20 protein-coding genes are annotated in these 22,153 nt (G+C 40.7%); 14 read left to right on the top strand and 6 right to left on the bottom strand.

The window, feature by feature from the left end:
* Positions 1 to 147: 147 nt before the first annotated feature.
* A complete protein-coding gene (locus KO534_RS15740; protein ID WP_252732179.1) occupies positions 148 to 1,323 on the bottom strand; it encodes a Gfo/Idh/MocA family protein in 1,176 nt (391 codons plus the stop codon).
* A gap of 468 nt (positions 1,324 to 1,791) precedes the next feature.
* On the opposite strand from KO534_RS15740, the gene KO534_RS15745 reads away from it, so the two are divergent.
* Complete coding sequence (locus KO534_RS15745; RefSeq protein ID WP_215930704.1) at positions 1,792 to 3,387, top strand: diguanylate cyclase domain-containing protein; 1,596 nt, start codon at positions 1,792 to 1,794, stop codon at positions 3,385 to 3,387.
* A 29-nt stretch (positions 3,388 to 3,416) separates the two neighbouring features.
* Here the strand turns inward: KO534_RS15745 and KO534_RS15750 are convergent, their stop codons facing one another.
* Positions 3,417 to 4,409, bottom strand: coding sequence for an endonuclease/exonuclease/phosphatase family protein (locus tag KO534_RS15750; RefSeq protein WP_215930706.1), 993 nt, complete (start codon positions 4,407 to 4,409; stop codon positions 3,417 to 3,419).
* 969 nt (positions 4,410 to 5,378) lie between these two features.
* Here KO534_RS15750 and KO534_RS15755 point away from each other — a divergent pair.
* From KO534_RS15755 to KO534_RS15770, 4 genes are read left to right on the top strand one after another with little or no spacing between them, the layout of a single operon-like run.
* Entirely contained in the window at positions 5,379 to 6,434 is a 1,056-nt protein-coding gene (locus KO534_RS15755; protein ID WP_215930708.1) for a sugar phosphate isomerase/epimerase family protein, read from the top strand.
* 10 nt (positions 6,435 to 6,444) lie between these two features.
* On the top strand, positions 6,445 to 7,677 hold the full coding sequence (locus KO534_RS15760; protein WP_215930710.1) for an MFS transporter: 1,233 nt from the start codon (positions 6,445 to 6,447) through the stop codon (positions 7,675 to 7,677).
* Between the two features lie 57 nt (positions 7,678 to 7,734).
* On the top strand, positions 7,735 to 8,373 hold the full coding sequence (locus tag KO534_RS15765) for a gluconate 2-dehydrogenase subunit 3 family protein (RefSeq protein ID WP_215930712.1): 639 nt from the start codon (positions 7,735 to 7,737) through the stop codon (positions 8,371 to 8,373).
* A 51-nt stretch (positions 8,374 to 8,424) separates the two neighbouring features.
* Positions 8,425 to 10,158, top strand: a complete 1,734-nt coding sequence (locus KO534_RS15770) for a GMC oxidoreductase (protein ID WP_215930714.1) — start codon at positions 8,425 to 8,427, stop codon at positions 10,156 to 10,158.
* Positions 10,159 to 10,214: 56 nt separating this feature from the next.
* On the opposite strand, the gene KO534_RS15775 is transcribed toward KO534_RS15770, so the two are convergent.
* Entirely contained in the window at positions 10,215 to 10,970 is a 756-nt protein-coding gene (locus KO534_RS15775; protein WP_215930716.1) for an MBL fold metallo-hydrolase, read from the bottom strand.
* 16 nt (positions 10,971 to 10,986) lie between these two features.
* Positions 10,987 to 11,160 carry a hypothetical protein gene (locus KO534_RS15780; protein WP_215930718.1) on the bottom strand — a complete coding sequence of 58 codons (174 nt, stop codon included), beginning with the start codon at positions 11,158 to 11,160 and terminating at the stop codon, positions 10,987 to 10,989.
* A gap of 183 nt (positions 11,161 to 11,343) precedes the next feature.
* On the opposite strand from KO534_RS15780, the gene yjjX reads away from it, so the two are divergent.
* Both yjjX and KO534_RS15790 read left to right on the top strand, forming a co-directional pair.
* The gene (yjjX, locus tag KO534_RS15785) at positions 11,344 to 11,874 is read left to right on the top strand and encodes an inosine/xanthosine triphosphatase (protein WP_215930721.1); all 531 of its coding nucleotides are present in this window, start codon (positions 11,344 to 11,346) and stop codon (positions 11,872 to 11,874) included.
* A 98-nt stretch (positions 11,875 to 11,972) separates the two neighbouring features.
* Positions 11,973 to 12,185 carry a hypothetical protein gene (locus KO534_RS15790; protein ID WP_215930723.1) on the top strand — a complete coding sequence of 71 codons (213 nt, stop codon included), beginning with the start codon at positions 11,973 to 11,975 and terminating at the stop codon, positions 12,183 to 12,185.
* A 7-nt stretch (positions 12,186 to 12,192) separates the two neighbouring features.
* On the opposite strand, the gene pdsS is transcribed toward KO534_RS15790, so the two are convergent.
* Both pdsS and pdsR read right to left on the bottom strand, forming a co-directional pair.
* Complete coding sequence (gene pdsS, locus KO534_RS15795; RefSeq protein ID WP_215930725.1) at positions 12,193 to 14,376, bottom strand: proteobacterial dedicated sortase system histidine kinase; 2,184 nt, start codon at positions 14,374 to 14,376, stop codon at positions 12,193 to 12,195.
* Positions 14,377 to 14,418: 42 nt separating this feature from the next.
* The gene (gene pdsR, locus KO534_RS15800; protein WP_215930727.1) at positions 14,419 to 15,111 is read right to left on the bottom strand and encodes a proteobacterial dedicated sortase system response regulator; all 693 of its coding nucleotides are present in this window, start codon (positions 15,109 to 15,111) and stop codon (positions 14,419 to 14,421) included.
* 194 nt (positions 15,112 to 15,305) lie between these two features.
* Here pdsR and pdsO point away from each other — a divergent pair, with 194 nt between their 5' ends.
* The 7 genes from pdsO to trmB all read left to right on the top strand — a co-directional run bounded on the left by pdsO (position 15,306) and on the right by trmB (position 22,145).
* Positions 15,306 to 16,025, top strand: a complete 720-nt coding sequence (gene pdsO / locus KO534_RS15805) for a sortase-associated OmpA-like protein PdsO (RefSeq protein ID WP_215930730.1) — start codon at positions 15,306 to 15,308, stop codon at positions 16,023 to 16,025.
* A 45-nt stretch (positions 16,026 to 16,070) separates the two neighbouring features.
* Entirely contained in the window at positions 16,071 to 18,260 is a 2,190-nt protein-coding gene (locus tag KO534_RS15810; protein WP_215930732.1) for a VIT domain-containing protein, read from the top strand.
* A 23-nt stretch (positions 18,261 to 18,283) separates the two neighbouring features.
* Positions 18,284 to 18,835, top strand: coding sequence for a class GN sortase (locus KO534_RS15815; RefSeq protein WP_215930734.1), 552 nt, complete (start codon positions 18,284 to 18,286; stop codon positions 18,833 to 18,835).
* 165 nt (positions 18,836 to 19,000) lie between these two features.
* Positions 19,001 to 19,423, top strand: coding sequence for a hypothetical protein (locus KO534_RS15820; RefSeq protein WP_215930736.1), 423 nt, complete (start codon positions 19,001 to 19,003; stop codon positions 19,421 to 19,423).
* Between the two features lie 332 nt (positions 19,424 to 19,755).
* Positions 19,756 to 20,721: an ABC transporter ATP-binding protein gene (locus KO534_RS15825; protein ID WP_215930738.1), complete on the top strand. Its 966-nt coding sequence runs from the start codon at positions 19,756 to 19,758 to the stop codon at positions 20,719 to 20,721.
* Complete coding sequence (locus tag KO534_RS15830) at positions 20,714 to 21,484, top strand: ABC transporter permease (RefSeq protein ID WP_215930740.1); 771 nt, start codon at positions 20,714 to 20,716, stop codon at positions 21,482 to 21,484. The genes KO534_RS15825 and KO534_RS15830 overlap by 8 nt, the downstream gene beginning before the upstream one ends.
* Before the next feature lie 4 nt (positions 21,485 to 21,488).
* Positions 21,489 to 22,145, top strand: a complete 657-nt coding sequence (gene trmB, locus KO534_RS15835; protein WP_215930742.1) for a tRNA (guanine(46)-N(7))-methyltransferase TrmB — start codon at positions 21,489 to 21,491, stop codon at positions 22,143 to 22,145.
* Positions 22,146 to 22,153: the final 8 nt, after the last annotated feature.

Consider the following 22,153-nt stretch of genomic DNA (forward strand, 5'->3'; position numbering starts at 1 on the left):
GCAGATCAGAGTATCAATAAAAAAGCCGAATCATTCTATCTTCGGCTTTTAGGTAGTAAATTAAGGTGACTAGTTGACGAATTGGAATGGCTGTTTAGGTCAAATTCACTTCAATTTTCCAACACTTGTCACCCTCACACCTAATTCTCACAGTACATTCTCTAGTTTAAAGTCTACCCACTTTTGTTCTGAACGTGTTGCCGCAACACAATTTTCGATAAAAGCCATACCTCTAATAGCTTCATCAATGCCAGGCGCTTGACTATCTAATTTTGCCGTTGCCTCGACATCATTAAAAACTCGAATTTGCTTCGCAAAATCCAAATATAAGTTCGCAAAAGCCTCCAAATACCCTTCGGGGTGTCCAGCGGGGGTGCGCATTGAATTAGTGGCAGCAGGATGAAAACTTCCTACTCCAGTGCGCACGAGTTGCGAAGGTTTGTCATTGTATTTTAGGATTAGGGAGTTTGGCTCCATTTGATGCCATTCAATGCTTGCTTGAGTGCCGTAAACACGAATATTGAGGTTGTTTTCTTCCCCTACACTAATTTGGCTAGCTATCAATACGCCTTTAGCGCCATTGTCAAAACGCAACAATACATTACCGTCATCATCTAGCTCTCGGCCAGGTACTACAGGTGCCAAATCAGCACAAAGCTTGGTAATGGCCAGCCCACTAATAAACTCAGCGAGATTAGCTGCATGAACGCCTATATCTCCCATGCAACAACTGACTCCTGCACGCTGTGGATCGAGTCTCCAGCTAGCCTGTTTATTGTCTGGGCCAGGGGCGTCAGATAACCACCCTTGTGAATATTCGACAACGACCTTGGTAATTTCACCTAGTTCACCCGCTGCAATTCGTTGCCGAGCTTCTCTTACGAGAGGATAACCCGTGTAGGTATGCGTAAGTCCATACAACACATTATGATTATCCAACACAGCTTTTAGTGCTATAGCTTCGTCTAACGTAAAAGTAGCAGGCTTATCAGACATAACGTGAAAACCTGATTCAATTGCCGCTTTTGCAACAGGAAAATGTAAATGGTTGGGAGTAACAATAGCCACAAATTGCATTCGTTCATTTTTGGGTAGCGCCGCTTCTTTTTCAAACATTTCATTAAAATTGGCATAACAGCGATTGGGATTTAAATGCAGAGCCTTGCCTGTTGCTAAGCAGTTCTCATGAGATGAACTGAAAGCGCCGCATACTAATTCTATTTCTCCATCAATCGAAGCTGCCGCTCTATGGACTGCTCCAATGAATGCGCCTTGGCCACCGCCGACCATTCCCATGCGTACTTTATTGTTAAATTCACTCATTTACTCACCTAATTGTTAATATGATGTTGCTCAGTATAATAGCGCGATACTATGATAAATATGAATTATTCGGACGGTTCTGCAAACATTTCAGCGTTGAGATTATTCGCTTAAAAAACACTAATGCTAAAAAATATTACTGTGACGTTGAGAGCTTGTGAAAACAGCTATAGAATTAAGTAAAAGGTAACCTTTGGCGTTTTTAGCAAACTTTACTTTGTTCACAAACTCTATTTGGCAATACGTTGATCTGACGCAAATTATTTCATCAACAAGTTTTATTGTGACTCGTTTTATTACAAACTAACCAGTACAGTAAAAAGTGTAATCAAAAGTACAGCAAAATGTAGTGCAGACTACCCCTCAAAAAATTTATGTATGATTACAAAACAATTAACAGAATCTAAGGCAAAATTGGCCTATATTCACCAATATATGTTTTAGTTTCCCCAGAAGTGGTACCTAGATTTGATTCGAATTAGTCAAAAGTTGTATGTTAGAGTTGCTCTTGCCATTGCGATGGTGGCAATAGTGGTATCGACTTTTGCTTCAGCATTGTCTTATTATTTTGGTCTGGAATCGCGACAAAAATCTAGTTATTTACTCGCCGAACAACTATCAAAAACGGTAGAACAAATTGCCGTAATTGCAGCCTATGTTAGTGACACCGAACTGGCCCAAGAAATTGTGAATGGGCTGGCCATCAACCCTTCTATAAAAAGCGTAAAACTTAGTAATAACGAAGGGTTAGAAGCTATTTCGGGCGAGTTATCCAGCAATTCAGAAGAAATCTCTTTGCCATTAAACCATCCCTTTATAATGAATGAACAAATAGGTATGTTGCAAATTTACTTAGACGACGAATTTATTCAGCAGCAAACCCAAAACAGCACCCTAAAAGAGATTTTTATTTTATTGGCCGTTTCACTAATACTGGCATTTTTTGTGTCCGTTTTGGTCCACCGAAGACTCACTAAACCAATGCAAAAACTAATTGATAGCTTTGGTCTGATTGATCCTCATAGCCCAAATACCATGCGAATGCTGCCCTACAAACGTAAAGATGAAATTGCCAAGTTAGTCACTGGCATTAATGCTTTGATGCATGAATTGCATAACTCGTTTAGTGTCGAGAAAGATTTGCGAGTTCAGACCCAAATTCTTGAACGTAAATTCAGGCTGATATTTGAACAAGCCAGTGCTGGGATTTGTTTAATTGATGATAAAGATACAATCACCACTTTTAATCCCGCATTTGAATCTTATTTTACAGAACAAGGTAACGACGAATTAACTACGTTACATTTCCCAACGTTGCTAACAAACCCAGATAAGCTACAACAACTGCTACGCGAAATTCGCAACAAGCCTCAGGTTGCTCAGGTTGCCTTGGACATAGAGTGTAATGTTGGCCAGAAACAAAAATGGATGCATTGTTTATTTGCAAAAGTCACTGACCAACGGGCTCAGCAGCGTGATTCACATAGCCCCATTGTTGAAGTCATTCTATATGATGTAACCGAAAGAGCCGAAAGAGAGTTACAAACTCGTTTCGAGGCTGACCACGACCTGTTAACACACTTATTGAATAGACGTTCTGGCGAGAAGAAACTCAACAAAATGCTGTTTTTTAGTATCAAAAATCAGCAACCCTTTGTATTAATGATGATTGATTTGGATAAATTCAAACCCATTAACGATACCTATGGCCATGAAGCAGGAGATAAGGTCTTAAAAGAATTGTCCGAACGTATTATTACCATGTTTAGCGCCGATTCCGATGTTTGTATTCGCTGGGGCGGCGATGAATTTGTTATCGCCTTTAATGACAATGCCGACAACAAGGATGCCATCAAAGACAAGGCAGAGAAGTTATTAGAACGAATACAACAACCAATCCAAATACAACCTGATTTGCGCTGTACCGTAGGAGCCAGTATTGGTTTAGTGATTGCTCCACAACACGGCAAGGTTCTCCATGAATTATTGGTTAATGCAGATAATACTATGTACAAAGTAAAAGAACAGGGGCGCGGTCGCGTCGAATTTTACTCAGCTGATTAGTTATTCTCCATCGCAGTTGCAGTGATAAATCAATTTTGAAGCCCAAAAGTTGCTAAAAACGGGGCGTGGTCAGACTCCGGATATTTAATGTCACTGGCAAAAGGTAAACTTTCGTCATGCAAGTTTTCGTTAAAGATGTCGGCTTTATCAAATAAATGATACATAGCCTGGGAAATCAACATGTGATCTAGCAGGTTTCCTTTGCCATGGTGTAAATGGCTAAATTTAATTGATTCAGCAATGGCAGAGCTACACGGAAGCAAAACACTTGAACGCAAATCTGGATTTCCAGTGTTCTCCACTCTACCGCATATTGCCTCTACCGGTACTTCCCCCGGCTCGGCATTAAAGTCGCCGCATACGATAACCTTCGCGTTTGGCTCGTTGTTAAATATTTCATCCACCAGCAATCTGGTTTCAAGCGCTTGCCCCACGCGCTTTATCGATGACAAAAAATACCCCTCTGCCCATCCCGCGGCACTTTTCCAAGTGTAATTGTTTACCTTCTGCCCTTTTACATTCGAAGCAATCCGCGACTTCAAGTGTAAATTCACAACATGCACTAGCCCAAAGCTGGGCACATTAATCTGGGCATATAAAATAGGTCTTTCCCAACTGACATCTTTAGCGGTTTCAGCTGGTAATGCTGTAGCCTTACGATATTGCAATTTGTCTAAGTGATGGTGTTTATATTGCTTAAAAAAGTTGATTGGCCACCGTGATAGTATCACCAAGTTCCGCTTGTCGTAGGCTTGCGCATCTGAAGTAACAGTATGCACTAAGTAATAGTTGGCATACTGAGTGTCAGAAATTAACATACCCAATGCTGACAATTCACGCATTGGATTATTGGGTGAATGTTCCGGCAACTCTTGAGCATGCACTTCTTGCAAACATAAAATATCAGCATTTAGCCTAGTCAAATTACCCCGCAACACGGGGATTCTTTCAATTAGAGAAGGTGAGTACTCACTACTAGAGGTATCCAAGTTTTCAAGATTAAAGGTCGCAACTTTAAACATAATGACTCCAAATTGTTAGTGGCTCTCTGAGACTCTTTAACAATAGAACAAAAATTACAAAACGAATTACAAAGTGAGTCATCATGCAGATCTGCATCCTTAAAATACACTGTATTGACCTTTACCAGCATCGCAACACCTGGCCAAACGATCGCCGCTTGGCACATACAAATAGTGTTAACGAGAGAGCCACAAATACACAACCTAAGTCAGTAGCAAATAATAGGGCAAAAATAAGTGCTATAACTTAATCAACACCTGCCGGTAAAGCCGCCCAATTTTACAAATCAAAAATAAATGTAAACACTTACTTTTTAAATAACTTTTCTAATTATAAGTACACCTAAATTGAATCAAACCTATAGCACGCTCTATAAATCGCAATCTGTTAAATGTAATTTGCTTTCTAATTGTTTGAGAATACAAGTCTGTTTAAGACGAGGCTGTGAAAGTGTTAATAGAAGTCACAAAAGTTGTATTCTTAAATTGCTTATTAGTCAATATAAGCGCAGTCCGCGCTATCTGGATTGAAACAAGTAATTTCTAAATGTCTGCGATTTTTACAAACCAAGAAATCTTAATACGCCGAATTTATTGCATTTATTTGCCGAATTTATCTTAGCTTTTTCTGCTATAAATGCGCTAACATAATTAACATATTGTTAACCTTTAGATTGATGTGGCAATCTAAAAATCAATCGTTGGTAATACCGTGCAACAATCTAATGGAATAACAATAGGAACGTTTATTGACTGCCAAAACACGCTTTTGGGTACTGAGTATTTCATCCTTACCAAGCTGCAGGCGTTTTTGGGCTTTATGCGTAATCATAAATATTTGAGCTATCGAATATTATCCAAACCACTCTATGTTTTAGGGCCTAACAAAACCACAATGATTTGTAGCCAGTCAAAACTAAAACAACTTAACTTCGACTTACCCCTTGTATCGAATTCAGGAGTCACTCAATGAAACAAATCAAAGGTCCAGGCATATTTTTAGCGCAATTTGCCGACGATGCCAGCCCATTTAATTCTTTTCCTGAAATTTGCAATTGGGCTGCAAGCTTAGGATTCAAAGGCATTCAAATTCCTTCATGGGATGGCCGCTTATTTAATTTGGAACTGGCGGCCACTAGCCAGACTTATTGCGATGAAATTAAAGGAATTGCCGGTCAAGCAGGACTAGAAATCACTGAGTTGTCTACTCATTTACAAGGTCAACTGGTAGCAGTGAATCCCGCGTATGATCAAATGTTTGATGGATTCGCGCCAAGCCAAGTTCATAATAATCCTAAAGCGCGTACCGATTGGGCAATTCAACAAATGATGTATGCAGCTAAGGCAAGTCAACGACTGGGATTAACTGGCCACGCTAGTTTTTCAGGCGCGCTACTGTGGCAAACCATGTATCCGTGGCCACAGCGTCCAGCCGGTTTAGTCGAGCAAGGGTTTGCCGAACTGGCTAAACGTTGGCTGCCCATTTTGAATGCCTTTGATGAGTCTGGGGTAGACGTTTGTTATGAGCTTCACCCTGGTGAAGATTTGCATGACGGCGTTACTTTTGAACGGTTCTTAGAAGCGGTGGATAATCATCCGCGAGCCAATATCCTTTATGATCCGAGCCATTTTGTATTGCAGCAGCTCGACTATCTAGCCTTCATCGACATATACCACGAGCGGATAAAAGCGTTTCACGTTAAGGATGCGGAATTCACACCTAATGGTCGCTGTGGTGTGTATGGCGGCTACCAGGCGTGGATTGACCGACCAGGACGCTTCCGTTCACTAGGAGATGGGCAAATCGACTTTAAAGCCATCTTCAGCAAAATGACTCAACACGATTTTGACGGTTGGGCAGTGATGGAATGGGAATGTTGCATTAAACACCCGCTAGATGGTGCAGCAGAAGGCGCTAAATTTATTAGCGAACATTTAATTAGACCAACCGAAAAAGCCTTTGATGACTTTGCTGGTGTAGAGAAAGACGTCGAAATGAATAATAAAATTTTGGGAATTAAATAAGGTAAAAAATATGAATGCGACATCCAGCATCTCAGATAAAGACGCCATACGAATTTTTCGTATCAGTTGTATAGCCCTTATAGTAACGGCTATGACCTTTGCTATTCGAGCAGGGATATTAGGAGACTTAGGTCAGCAATATGGATTGAGCGGGAAAGAGCTCGGTTGGATAGCCAGTATGGCGTTTTTAGGTTTCCCTCTTGCAATGATGTTTGGCGGCATACTGTACAACGCAATTGGCGCTAAATTAATTGTTTGGTTGGCTTTTATTGGCCATGCTTTAGGTCTTATTTTAACCATTATTGCGGATGGTTTTTGGGGGTTAATGATTTCAACCTTCCTAGTAGGCTTTGCAAACGGATTAGTAGAAGCAGGTTGTAACCCGATTATTGCGCAATTGTTCCCTGACAACAAAACCACTATGTTGAACAAATTTCACGTTTGGTTTCCAGGCGGTATTGTAATTGGCTCTCTGGTTTCTGCTGGTATGAATCAAATCGGCTTAGGCTGGGAAGCGCAAGTGGCCACTATGTTAATACCCACCGCTATTTATGGCGTTATGATGTTAGGTTTCGAATTTCCGAAATTTGACCAAGAGGTGAACTCCACTAGCACCAATATCAAAGCACTGTTTAATCCTATCTATTTGTTTCTGATTGTATGTATGACAATGACAGCCGTCAGTGAATTTGGACCAGGTCAATGGATTAACCAAATATTGAGCGCGTCAGGCGCACACCCAATGCTGATTTTAGCGCTGATCACCGGAATTATGGCCCTTGGACGTTTCTACGCTGGCCCGCTGGTACATAAGTTAAGCCCTCCAGGCGTGTTATTTTTCTCGGCGATTCTGGCTAGTTTAGGGTTATTCCTAATGACTCAATTACAAGGTAGTGCCGTTTATTTTGCTGCGGTAATTTATGCTTTGGGTATCACTTACTTTTGGCCAACCATGATTGGCTGTACCAGTGAATATACGCCTAAAACCGGTGCCTTAGGTATGTCTTTAATGGGCGGTGCAGGCATGTTTGCTATGGGTATATGGAACCCTATTATTGGTGGTTGGATAGACTCTGCCACAACAAAAGCCGAGGCTGCGGGTCTAACTGGCAACGAGTTATTGTTGGAGTCAGGACATGCTGCGTTAAATAACCTTATAGTTTTCCCCCTGGTTTTAATCATCACCTTTGGTGGGTTTTATTGGGTAATGCGTAATAAAAATGCAGCATCCAAGCCAGATTAGCAGTGTGATGTAAACAAATAGCAGTATTGATATAGAGCGAGTATTGAGGAGCTTAATATGCCAACTAATTCAAATAAGAGCGAATTAGCCAACCATACATTGGACGAAGAAAATCGCCGTGTGTTTATGAAAAAGATGGTCGCTTTATTTGGTGCTACTACCGCGTCGGCGGTGTTGTCGGGGTGCAGTGTTTCTGCAACCAATCAGCTTGCAACACAAACTGATACAGCACCGAAAAACGGTAAGTTATTGTCAGAGCATCAAATGACGGTTTTATATAGCATCTGCGAAACTATATTACCTAAGACCGATACCCCGAGTGCGGTTGAAGTGGGTTGCCATGAATTTGTCCCGAATCAGTTGCAACACTGTCATTCGCAGCAACAACAGAATGACTGTATTCAGATTATTAATTCAGTTGATAGAGTGGCAAAAGAAACCTTTTCTATGACCTTCCCTCTGTTACAGCCGCAGCAGCAACAGCAAATTCTGCTAGAAATTGAGAACAACCAAAGCGCGATTAAGACTCATAAAGAACACTTTAAATTTCTAAAAGCACTCATAGTTTTTGGTTATTTCACGTCTGAAGCAGGTGCCACTCAAGCCTTGAATTTCCAAGCTGTTCCCGGTGGTTTTGTTGGTTCTATACCAGCAGACGCAAACACTAAATCTTGGGGTTCGCAGGCTTATTATTAAAGCCAGCAAAACGGAAAACCTACAAAACTAATTAGAATGACGAGTAAACAAATGACAACAGATTTATATATTCATAAAAGTGATCAAGTCTACGACGCCATAGTCGTGGGCTCAGGGATCTCTGGAGGTTGGGCTGCCAAAGAATTTTGTGAACGAGGCATGCAAACCTTAATGATTGAACGTGGCCGAGTAGTTGAGCATAGAAAAGACTATGTCACCGAGGGTAAGGGCCCTTGGGAGTTTGCCAACAGGACTAAGGTTGACAATTTACTCGTAGAAGAAAAACACTCAGTACAAAAAAAATGCTACGCCTTTAGTGATATGACTAAGCATTTCTTTGGTAATGATAAAGACCTACCTTACACGACAAAAGAAGGCACTGGATTTGACTGGATCAGAGCGAATCAATTAGGAGGCAAGTCGTTACTTTGGCACCGCCAATCCTATCGATTAAGCGATTTTGACTTTTCTGCTAACAAAGCGGATGGACACGGAAACGACTGGCCTATTCGTTACAAAGATATCGAATCATGGTACAGCCATGTTGAGAAATTTGCAGGTATCAGTGGAAGCCAGGAAAACCTTGAGCAATTGCCCAATAGTGAATTTCTACCGCCCTTTGAAATGACGGCTCCTGAATTACATGTGAAAGACAAAATTGCCGAACATTTTCCAGGCCGACAATTAATTATGGGCCGCACAGCTCACTTAACTGAGCCAACACAGTTACATATAGAACAAGGGCGTGTGACCTGCCAAGCTAGGAACGAATGCCAAAAAGGTTGCTCTTTTGGAGCTTATTTTTCGACTCAAAGCTCGACATTGCCAGCAGCCGCAAAAACAGGCAATTTGTCTATCGCGCCGAATAGTGTTGTGCATAGTCTTATTTATGATGAAAAAACTCAAAGAGTGAAAGGTGTCAGAGTAGTTGATAACGACAACCTATCGACTCGCGAATACTTCGCTAAAGTGGTTTTCTTGTGTGCATCCACCTTAGGCTCAGCACAAATTATGCTTAACACTAAAACCAAAACTTTCCCCAATGGCATTGCGAACAGTTCAGGTGTGCTTGGTCACTATTTAATGGATCACAACTACAATGCAGGTGCCACTGGTACTGTTGAAGGTTTTGACGATGTTTATTACTCAGGTAGAAGACCTTCGGGCATACTGGTCCCTAATTTTCAATACAAACCTTCTCTCTATAAAAAAGGTTATGTTCGTGGATATGGATTAGCTGGGGGCAGCCATCGAGATAGTTGGCAGGGTTTAGGCTATCAAAACGGCATTGGCGCAGATTTTAAAACCCATTTAACTAAACCTGGTAAATGGAAATTAGGTCTACATGCCCAAGGAGAAATGTTACCTCGTTTCGATAACTATATGGCTCTGCACCCGACCAAAACTGATAAGTGGGGGATCCCACTGATCCACATTGATTGCACTTGGTCAGAAAATGAAAAATTAATGATGGCAGATGCCGAACAAACTGCTTTTGACATGTTAACTAAAGCAGGACTTAAAGATATTCAGAGTTATAACTCTATAGAAAAGAACAACCCAGGTCTGGCGATCCACGAAGTAGGTACCGCAAGAATGGGGCATGATCCTAAAGAGTCTGTATTAAATGGCTTTAATCAATGTCACGATGTCGCCAACTTGTTTGTGACCGATGGCTCAAGTTTTTGTTCTACTGCAGTACAAAACCCCTCTCTTACTTTTATGGCGTTAACGGCCAGAGCAGTGGATTATTGCGTGAGTGAGATGAAAGCGAGAAGAATATAAGTTTGTCCTTGGCTACTAGGATTTCACTTTCCTAGTAGCCAAATTTCCCTATGAAATTAACCCGACTTTCTAAGTAATAGTCGCTTGAATTTATTTTTTGCAGGCGTCCACATAGTAATTGGCTTAGTAGGTGCGACGGTAAGCAAATGCTCATAATCTTTGGCAGTCAACTCTACTTCTGCTCCGTGCGCCAACATTATCGAATTAGGTTGCAACTTATGCAATTTATCTAAAGAGGCGCGATATTCAATTGGATAATTAACCGGAATCGGGGGGATAAAACGATTTTTCACTTTCACCATTAAATCCGCTACATAAATGCGTTTTGATGCTTGATGCCACACGGATAAATCCCGATCTGTATGTCCTGTTGTGGAAATTACGCTCCAATCATCAAATCCTGGCAACTTATCTTGATCCACTAAATGATAATCAACCTTTAAATAAGGTGAATACCATAAGTTTTTCTTGGGCCGTTTCATTCGATGCGCCACCCATGCCGCTAAACTGATATCAATTAAATGCAGACATCTTCCTCTGATGCCACGATACCACTGGTTCGGCATTTTAGCGGAAGCAATTTTGCAACCGGTTAAGACTCGTAACTTGTGAGCAGCACCCGCATGATCGGGATGCATATGTGTGACCACGATTAACTTTAAGTCAGTCAATGGCCGATTAAGTTGAACGGTAATGATATTTTGAATAAGACTGATATCGGCGCGGCAGCATCCGTCCAATAATAATAGTCTATCGGGATACTCCACCAAATAAATTGATTGGATATACCCTTGGAACCTGTGAATTTTCATTAGAGAGAAATTACGACTAGTTTTTTTCGCCGACTTCTACTTGTTCCTCTATATATTTGATTGCATTCTGCAAACTACCAAAAGCATTGATCAAGTTTTTTCTTCCTTTGTTCATTAGCTCTGGATCGTTGTTTTCAGACATCATCCACACCCAAGTGCGGATCAAAGATTCTGGGGGAATATTTTGCATAATAGCTTGTATGTCTCTTTTTCTTATTGATGAAAATCGAGCGGCATTATATCGTGCTAAATCAAGGTAATCGAGTAGTGTTTACGTCAATTAGTGCCTTAATATGAGCATTTTCGCGCCTTTGGTTTAGATAATTTACCGAAACATCAGCCATTAACCAGCCATGAATAAACAAGGTACAAAATGATAAAAATTGTAGTCGGCTCGAAAAACCCCGTAAAAGTCAGTGCAGCAAAAACCGCCATAACTGAAATGTTTGCCTTGACCGATTTGGATTGTGTTGCTATCAACGCACCATCTGGTGTACCGGAGCAACCCATGAACTCCGAAGAAACACGACTTGGAGCCATCAATAGGGTCAAATATTGCCAACAACACACCGAAGCAGATTACTACATTGCATTTGAGGGCGGTGTCGACCGATTCGAATACGGACCTGCCACCTTTGCTTTTGTGGCTATCGCTAACCAATCCAAAATGTCTATCGGTCGTAGTTGTCACTTGCCCTTACCACCAGTTATTTACCGTGCTTTGGAGCAAGGCGAAGAACTAGGCATAGTAATGGACAGGTTATTTAATACCGACAATATAAAACAAAAAGGAGGGGCAATTGGCTTATTAACTAAAGGCTTAGCCACAAGAGAAAGTGTATACCAACAAGCCACTTTACTTGCTTTAGCTCCTTTTGTTCACCCTGAGTTATATAGTCGATAAACCCTCGCTTCTTTTTTGTTGAGTTGTTAATCTGCGCCTAGATTTAGACTTTTTTCATCTTATAACAATTTTGATTCCAAAGACCTTAGTGAGTAAACATGCAAAACCCTGAAAAAGAATCACGCTCTTTTCTGTTTAAATATTTAAATAAAGTTGAAATTATTGGTTGGGGATTATGCATTTTTTCAATGCTCACTATCATATTTGCCAAAGAGTTAGCACCTCAAGTACTACCCTACGCTTGGATTGGCGCAATTATTGGCGCCGGAATGATAGGTTGGGGAATGGCCCGTAAACATAAGAGAAACTAGTTTTTTGTTACGTTTTGACCTTAAACTCTAACTTCACTACTACTCCTGCTTTATCTTTAAGGTTATCAATTCTGATTGTTCCTTGGTGATACTGTGCAATAATTTTAGCTATATACAAGCCTAAACCTAGATGGGGTTGCACAGTGTTTTGTTGTTTTCGCACCGAAACCATAGAATCAAATAACTGATGCTGCATATTTTCGGGTAAAGGGGGTCCTTGATTAGCTATGGTCACTACATATCCACTGTCACTGTTGACCATCTGAAGCTCAATTGCACCGCTTTGGTCACTAAACTCGACAGCATTGGCAATAATTTTATCTAACATTTGCGCAAACAATTCAGGTGAGCCATGGAAAGTCGAACTAGATACCGCAATTTGCACATCAAATTGCCTGTTTGCGTATGCGATACGGTAACCCGCCACACAACCTCTCAATAATTCCTCTAAATCAAAGGTTTCACGATCGTTACTTTGAATTGCTTGTTCTAATCGTGTTGCTTCACTCATATTTGAGAGAATTTTACTTAGCCGAGTGATGCCATGTTTGGCTCGATCTACGTATTGTTTACTCTCTGAACTTTGTTCTTCTAATAACAAATTGTCTAATGAGGAATTCACTATGGCGACAGGTGTACGCAACTCATGGGACAAGCGAGACGCCATATTCTCAAGATAAGTGTTGTATTGACTGAGTCTGCTCAATACATGAGTAAAAGTACGAGATAAGTCACCTATTTCGTCTCGCGTATTGGAGGGTAAAATGTTACCAATAATTTTCCCCTGTTGGTCTATGGCATCTTCAGTTTCGTTTCTAAGTTTGCGAATGCGCCAAGAAATGCGTGACGCAATTAAAAACAACGCCAAAGTGCTAATCAAGATAACCAACAAAATATAGTGGAATTGACGTTCAAGGGCTTTGTTTCTGAGGGTGCGAATACCATTGGTAGTTTGTTCAACGACTACTGCTCCCATAACCGTTTCATCAATGTAGATTGGATGAGCGGCCGACATTATCACCGCTTTATTGTCCGAACTTAGACGCCACAATGAACTAGGAGTACCACTTAAGGCTTGGCTTATGTCTTGACCTTGTAGGGCAAAAGCATCTCGCAAATCATCTACAAAATCTGCGGGAGGTTTAGTCAGTATTTGATAATACAGCGGTAACAACCAGTTTTGTTCTATATATTTCCACCAGTTATTTGCGCTTTGCGTCTGTGCATTGTTGCCTATCCCAAGCTTCGATTCACTCTGCACACCCGTTGCTCGTTGAATATTGCCAGAGCGCGCCAGCACACGCCTATGTTTATCTACCACCCACACTCTAGCATTGGAATACTTGAGCCCTTTGAGTATTTTTTCTATTTCGGGAGAAGGCACTAACACTGTCCCCAGAGAATCCACTTGTGATGGATTGGCCGTTCCCATTATATGTTCTACCGCTCTAGTGCGTGGGTCGTCAACATCAACAATGGCAAAAGCAATTTTGCTCGACATCATGGCCAATGGAAAACGTAACTCCAGTTGGTAACCCTTAGATGTATTCCTCCACTGCCCTTGGATTTTAGTTTCTAATCTTGCAGGTTGTAAGGAGTCCAAATCATCTTCGAGTAAGTAAGCGTTTACCCACCCTGGTTGCGATGGTGCGATAATATAACGTTGAAACAACCCGGTTTGATCTGTCATCGCTATTTGCAAATGATCATTTTTATCGACTCTTAAACTATTTTTGGGCCTAAGTAGGACGTTATCATCCGTTACATCAAACATCGCATATAAGAATTGATTGTACTGCCCAACCATATGTTTAAAGTGCAGACTATCGAGGTCATAGTCTTGAATAGGATCAATCAAGTTTTGTTGTCCGTAGGCAATACTTAAATGTTGGTATTCTTGCCAATCTTCCAATTTTCCATCTAGCTGGATCGGATTGGCAATTTTATGTGCGTACAAGTCAGTACCCGGTTTGACGTCGGTTAAGTAGGCTGATTGACTATCAAATAAGGCAGGTCGTTCATGTAAGGCTGTCGCTACCGCACGGGCAGTACCTACCATGGTTTGTTCTTGGCCGATTCGCAGATACGTCTCCATTTCCCACACATATTGATAACCCAGCCACGGAATAGCCAATAAAAATGATGAGAAAAAAAGTAACTTAAGACGCAGTCCAAAACGCAGTTTACTCATCAACTTGATCCCCATTTTTAACGACTGTCGATACAAACATGTTTAGTTACTTTTCCATCGATAACCCATACCGTAAACAGTTTCGACACAGTCAAATTCTTTATCTACTAGCATAAATTTCTTTCGGATCCGTTTTATATGGGATGTAATGGTCGTGTCATCCACCACCATTTTTGATTCATCCATTAATTGTTGACGACTTTTGACATGCCCAGAGAATTTAGCAATGGCGTGCAACATCCAAAATTCAGTGACAGTTAGGTCAATGTTTTGCCCCTTCCAACTAACAGTCATCCTTTTGCTATCCATTAACAAATCACCAGTTTGTATGAGATCAGTTTGAATTTGTGGTCGGTTTAATAGTTCAGTTCGCCTAAACAATGCAGCTATTCTTGCTAATAAATGTTGTAAGCTGATATCTTTAGTGAGGTAGTCATCTGCCCCCATGCGCAAGCCACAAATAGTGTCGTAATCATTATCTCGAGCAGTAAAAAAAATAATTGGCAGGGTCTTAGATAAACTTCTTAGCTGCTGACAAACAGCAAAGCCGCCGTCAATTTCATCCTCTAAACCAATATCAATAATTGCCAAGTCTGGCAGCCTTTTTGAAAAAGCAAGTTCAGCACTACCGCGATTAGCATAGGGTTGAACTTCGTAGCCTTGCTTAGTAAGCGCCGCAATATAGTTTTCTCTAAGTGCTTGGTCATCTTCAACCAAAGCGATTCGTTTTGACATAACAGGTGCCTCATACTGGAAGCGTGAACTATATCGTAAAAGTTCGCAGGATTTATTCCATAAATAGCGCAAAGCAGCAATTTCCATTTTTCCGCCACAATTGACCTCAAGATTGCCATTTTTTCTCCCTAACCTCGCCACACAGACTTTGTTTACTAGAGAGGAATCAAACAACCCAACTCTTGGAGAAAACCATGAAACTCAAAACAATCAAAATTGCCACAAGTATCACTCTCATCTGCTTAATGTCTTGTAACGCTGCAGCCGAACAATCTAATACCCAAGAAAAAGCCAACGAAGTAATAGGCCTAAGTTCTGGAGTTTTAATTGGCAGCGCGCTAGCAGGACCACTAGGTGGAGTGGTAGCGGGAATTTTTGGAGTACTAATCGCAGAAGACATTAACTCAGATAAAAAACTCGAAGCAGCGAATGATTTACTGCAACAAAAAGATCAAGAATTATTCGTAATGCAGCAAAATTTTGAACAAGCAAAAGAACGCACAATGATGCAAATTGCTTCAATGGATAGTGCCTTGGAACAGAGCGTTCCAAAAATTGAAAGCAATATCCAGTTTAAGACTGCTTCATATGTTTTAGAGAATCATTATAAATCACAACTAGACTTGATTGCCCAAACCCTGCAAAACAATCCGAAATTGAGAGTGACCTTATCTGGTTTCGCTGATAAACGAGGAGACAGTACATTTAATCAAGCTCTCTCAGAACAGCGTGCCTTAAGTGTAAAACACTATCTTATAAATAAGGGCATAGAAAAAGAGCAAGTAATTACTAACTCATTTGGTGAATCGTCACTCGTAAGTGCCGGAGAGCATTTTGAAGATGACTTTTTTGACCGCCGAGTAATGTTGAGGCTATCTGATGACCCAACAGAAATGACCGCCGCAAATCAATAATTTTCACAGCTTGCTCACACTTGCTTACTAACAAGGAAATCAAACATGTTTTCACTACCTAAGTTTGCCGTTGTTAGTTTGGTAGTTATCGCCATAGGGGCACTGCAATTTGCAGTGCCTGCTTTTACCAGTAAACAAAACCTTACTGTTAATTCAAATACTATAAAAACACCAAACCAACCAAAAAATAGCCCTCTAGTCAATCAACCTATAAGTGACATTCAAAATCCACTTAGCGGCACTTTGTATTTAACAAAAGAACTTAACACACAAGATGAAACAAGCTATCAACACTCAATAAGCCCAGTACTAGGCACTAAAGTTGATATCAAAGTAACGGGTATAATCGCGCGAACGAAACTAACCCAAACATTTAAAAATGCCGGTAAAGACTGGGTCGACGCTCTGTACGTATTTCCTTTGCCCGAAAATGCAGCTGTAGACCACCTGTTAATGTCAGTGGGTGAACGCAAAATAGAGGGAGTCATCAAACAAAAACTCGAAGCCAAAAGGATTTATTTACAAGCGCAAGCACAGGGGAAAAAAGCGAGTTTAATAGCGCAACAACGTCCGAATATGTTTTCGAATTCTATCGCCAATATCGGTCCAGGAGAAACGATTGAGGTGACGATTGAGTACCAACAAAAGTTACATTTTGAGCAACAACAATATAGTTTACGTTTTCCGATGACCATTACCCCAAGGTATGTACCAAACAGCCCAACACAAGCCCCTTTAATACCACCCAATTTCACGCAAAATTCTCCTAACAACACTATTGATTTAAGGGTCAACTTACGGCCTGGCTTTGAGGTGCAAGATATCAATAGCGAGTTTCATCCCATCACTGTTAAGCGCCTCTCTGACGGTAGTCATAATATCCAGCTCAATAAAGATAGCGATGCTAACCAAGACTTTGTGTTGAACTGGCGACCTGAACTAGGAGCAATGCCCCAGTCTGCACATTTTACGCAACTGGTTAACGGTGATGAATACGGCTTAGTGATGTTGTTAGCTCCAATTAAGACGGGATCAGCAGAGCCGGTCCAATCGCGCGAAGTAATATTCGTACTTGATACGTCTGGTTCGATGGAAGGAGACTCCATTAAGCAAGCCAAATCCGCATTGTTAATTGCCATAGATCAGCTCAAGGAAACTGATACTTTTAATATTATCGAATTTAATAGTTATGCCGAAAACTTGTGGAAAATTCCAAAACCCGCCGCTTTAAATAACAAATTAGAGGCTAAACGCTTTGTAAATAGTCTATCAGCCAATGGTGGTACTGAAATGCGAAGTGCTTTAAAACTCGCGCTATCTCAACCCAAGGTTAACGAATCGACCACTTTGCGACAGGTTATTTTTATCACAGACGGCAGTGTAGGAAACGAAGAGTCGCTAATGCAGTTAATTGAAAACGAACTCGCAGACTTTAGGCTATTTACAGTTGGAATTGGCAGTGCGCCTAACAGTTACTTTATGACCGAAGCCGCTAAAATGGGAAGGGGTACCTTTACCTATATAGGTTCTGTAAATCAGGTACAGCAAAAAATGCTTAGCCTGTTAACTAAGTTACAACATCCTGCTATTACTGACATCGAGTTACATTTTGCTGATAAAACTTTAAACACCAATCAACAGCTAGAGTTTTACCCCAACGTTATAAGTGACTTATACCGAGATGAACCTTTAATCATAAGTTACCGCCTAAGCGATGCAACCAAGCACACCGCTGACCATAACAACTCCTTATCAAAAATTAACTTATCTGCTCAATATCAACAAAAATCTTGGGTTAATAATTTAGAACTCAATGCACAAACCAGACAATCCGGACTCAACGTTTTGTGGGCTAGAGAGAAAATACGCCAACTAACCAGAGAGAAACGCCGCGCTAGCATGGGAATAAATGACTCTGAGGCTGAACAGCTGGAATACAAAAATGAAATTACTCGCACTGCGCTCACTCACCATTTAGTCAGTCAATACACAAGTTTAATAGCGGTGGATATCACGCCCACGCGCCCCTCTGACACAAAGTCGACCAGTCTTAGAATGGCTAACTCTATCCCAAAAGGCACGTCCAATCAGCATGTTCAGGTACTTGGACACCTTCCACAAACGGCGACTCCAGCGCAACTTAAAATACTAATAGGGTTATTTTTAATAGGATTAACAATATGTATGCACTTACTTACAAAAAGAAAAGCCTTATTACTAGGTTATTTTTCCTAGTTTCAACACATAAATGGATAACTGTGTTTTTGTTACTAGGCATATATCAATTCTCTGGAGGGTTATATATTTTTGCCAAGGCAGAGTTAGCACAATATTTGATCGCTAACGCGTGGCACAAAAATCTTCTCTCATCGCAGGAGCACAAACCTTGGCCATGGGCAGATACTTCCCCTGTCGCCGAACTCACCATTAAGGATCAAAAATGGTATGTCTTAGCCGGAGCGAGTGGTAGGAATTTAGCTTTTGCTCCCGCCCACGTTAGTTCGACCCCTGAACCAGGAGAAAAAGGAAACAGTGTAATCGTGGGTCATCGCGATACCCAATTTAGTAGTCTAAAAATGCTACAGAAAGGGGATGTGATCGAGGTGAAAAATAAACACTCAAGTCAAAGATACCAAGTCACTATGTTGCGAGTTGCCTTGCAAACACAGTTGGAATATTTGCACAGCAACATTAGCAACGACACATTTGATGATGAACAACCGAGCTTAACGCTGATCACTTGTTACCCATTTGATAGCTTGTTACCTAACCCCACTCACAGGTATATTGTTAAAGCTACAGCAATTTAGTGGCAAACTGTCGTTAATAAAAGACATATTTAGCGACTCTTTTTACGTCAAATAGAGTAACCTGTAGAAACGCCCTAATTATCAACGAATTAAAAATGTGGAACGAAATTCGCTAGGCGTGCATTAAACAAAAACTATTTATTACAAATAAAACAAGGAATCAAGATGACAATATTAAAAACTACCCAAACAATGGCATTTGCGTTAATGAGCTTGGGACTAATAGCATGTACAGATACGCAAAAAGAATCAGTTGACGAAGCTGAATCAGAAGCCAAAGAAATGGTTACTCAAGCAAAAGAAAAATCCGCTGAGTTATACGAAAAAACGAAAAAGGAAGCGTCTGAACTCGCTGATAGCGCAGCAGATATGGCTGAAGACGCCAAAGAGAGCACAATCGAGGCTTATGATGAAGCCAAAGAAAAAGCAGGTGATGCTTACGATGCAGCAGCAGAAAAAGCCTCTGATGCTATGGATACTTCTAAGGAGAAAGCCGCTGAATTGAAAACTGATGCAGCTAAAAAATTGGAAGAAGCATGTCGAGCCAGTAAGAAGAAGTTAGATCAAGATCCTGACGAATGTGAGTAGGATAGTCTGTAATTTGCTACAAAAGGGCATTTTGCCCTTTTGTATTTTCAATCCCCATATATTGCCCCCCATTTCGTAAATACCACTAGCTGCAATGCATATCACTGGGCTTCTGCAGTCGCTCTATTCAACGAACTACATCAAAACAATTCACACATAACCTTGAATTAACAGCAGTAGACACAATATCATGGGCTCCCTGGTGACTCTTTTCTGGTTTACATAAACCAACGTTTGCGAACGTTAGTCCCCAGTATTCGGTATGAATACACTCGATTTTTAACATGCATAGATATATCGCATTTCGATTCAAACATAAGCTGGCAGCCAATATGAACGCACTGAGTATCAAAGGATTAACTAAAACCTATCAAGGGGGCACTCAAGCCCTGAGAGGTATTGATTTAGAAGTAAAACAAGGAGATTTTTTTGCTTTACTTGGTCCAAATGGTGCGGGTAAATCAACGACTATTGGGATTGTCAGTTCACTGGTAAATAAGACCCATGGCGATGTTAATATATTTGAATACTCCTTAGCCACCCAGCCAGTTGAGGCAAAATCCTGTATTGGGCTAGTACCACAAGAGTTTAATTTTAATCAATTCGAACCTCTCATCCAGATTATGCTGAATCAAGCAGGCTATTACGGGGTCCCTAAAAAAGTGGCAAAGCCCAGAGCCGAAAAATACCTCAAGCAACTTGATCTTTGGGACAAGCGCGACACACCTGCTAGACAACTTTCTGGAGGTATGAAAAGAAGGCTGATGATAGCAAGAGCGCTTATGCATGAACCTCGAATGCTTATCCTCGACGAGCCAACTGCAGGGGTAGACATAGAAATTCGCCGCTCTATGTGGTCGTTTTTACAAGAAATAAACCAGCAAGGCGTAACCATTATTTTGACCACTCATTATCTTGAAGAGGCTGAAATGTTGTGTCGTAATATTGCGATAATTGATAAAGGGGTCATTGTCAGAAATACCAGCATGAAAGCACTGCTGGCCACATTAAATATTGAAACCTTTGTATTGGATTTATCTAGAAACGTCAGTGCCATTAGCTTAGATGGTTTTGAAAGTCGTTTAATCGATGAGCATACCCTAGAGGTTGATGTGCCCAAAGAGGCAGGGCTCAATTCGGTATTTGAGCAATTAACGAAAAAAGAGATACAAGTGTTGAGTATGCGCAATAAATCTAATCGATTGGAAGAGCTATTCGTGAGAATGGTCGAATCTGGAAGAGCTTCAACCAGTGATAATACAACCACTGACAAAGTGACAGGAGACACTCATGAATAACCTCGCTATGGTGGCTCTTACCACTATGTGGCGCAAAGAATGCCTACGATTTATAAGAATTTGGATCCAAACACTGCTTCCTCCAGCTATTACTATGTCATTGTATTTTGTCATTTTTGGTAATTTAATTGGCAGTAGAATAGGCAATATGGGCGGCTTCAGTTATATGGAGTTTATAGTCCCTGGCTTAATAATGATGGCGGTGATCACCAATGCGTATGCCAATGTATCTTCTTCCTTCTACAGTGCTAAATATCAACGAAACATAGAAGAAGTGTTGGTAGCTCCCGTGTCTAACTGGATCATTATTGCCGGTTACGTAGGTGGAGGCGTTGCTAGAGGCATGTTGGTTGGCATTATCGTAACCATAGTTTCATTGTTTTTTGTTGATATACATATCCACAATGTGCTGATCATTCTAATCACCCTACTGTTAACCGCGATTTTATTCTCTACCGCTGGCCTTATTAATGGGATTCTCGCTAATTCTTTTGACGATGTGAGTATTGTACCTACTTTTATTTTAACGCCTTTAACCTACTTGGGTGGTGTGTTCTATTCGCTAAGTCTATTACCAGAGTTTTGGCAATGGGTAAGTAAAATTAATCCCATTATTTATATGGTCAGTGGTTTTAGGTATGGGTTTCTTGGAGTATCAGATATTAGTTTTTACTTATCTCTAAGTATATTGGTAGGTTTTAACGCGGTGTTGCTCGCATGGGCTTATTCGTTGATTAACCGTGGTGTAGGTATTCGCAGTTAACACTATGCAGCAGAAATCTCGTACTATTAGTACTAACCAGTTAGGTCTTCATCAGAACTTGCATAAAGTTGTGTCTCGGCAACTAACTAGTGTCAGTCAAAAACCTTTATCTGAGCATACTCAACAGGCTTTTCAACTCGCCATTGATTGGCTTGGGGATTGGCACGGAGATCTGATTTTAGACTCTTGTTGTGGTGTGGGTGAAAGCACTGTAAATATTGCTAAAACACATCCAAATTCTAAAGTGATCGGCATTGATAAATCAGCGTTGCGTACCGACAAACATCAGGCCTACGCGAGTGATTTAAAAAACTATCTTATTTTACGAGCAGATCTTAATGACTTTTTAAGATTGTTAGTAACCCATAAAAAAAAGCTTAGTAAACATTATTTGCTATATCCCAATCCTTACCCTAAATCAGCACATTTGCAACGTCGTTGGTACGCCACTTCAGCCTTAAAAGATATAGTGAGTTTAGGAGGAAGACTTGAAGTAAGAAGTAACTGGCAACTTTATATCCAAGAGTTTTCTGAAGCTTTGAATATTGCCAAAATCAACAGCCTCCTTGAACAATATGAAAGCGACAGCGCCATGACACCATTTGAGCGTAAATATTGGCAAAGTGGTCAAAAAAGTTGGCGATTACTAGCCGATTTATAAGTCTAAGA

Source organism: Paraglaciecola arctica (genome assembly GCF_018861065.1).
GTDB lineage: Bacteria > Pseudomonadota > Gammaproteobacteria > Enterobacterales > Alteromonadaceae > Paraglaciecola > Paraglaciecola arctica_B.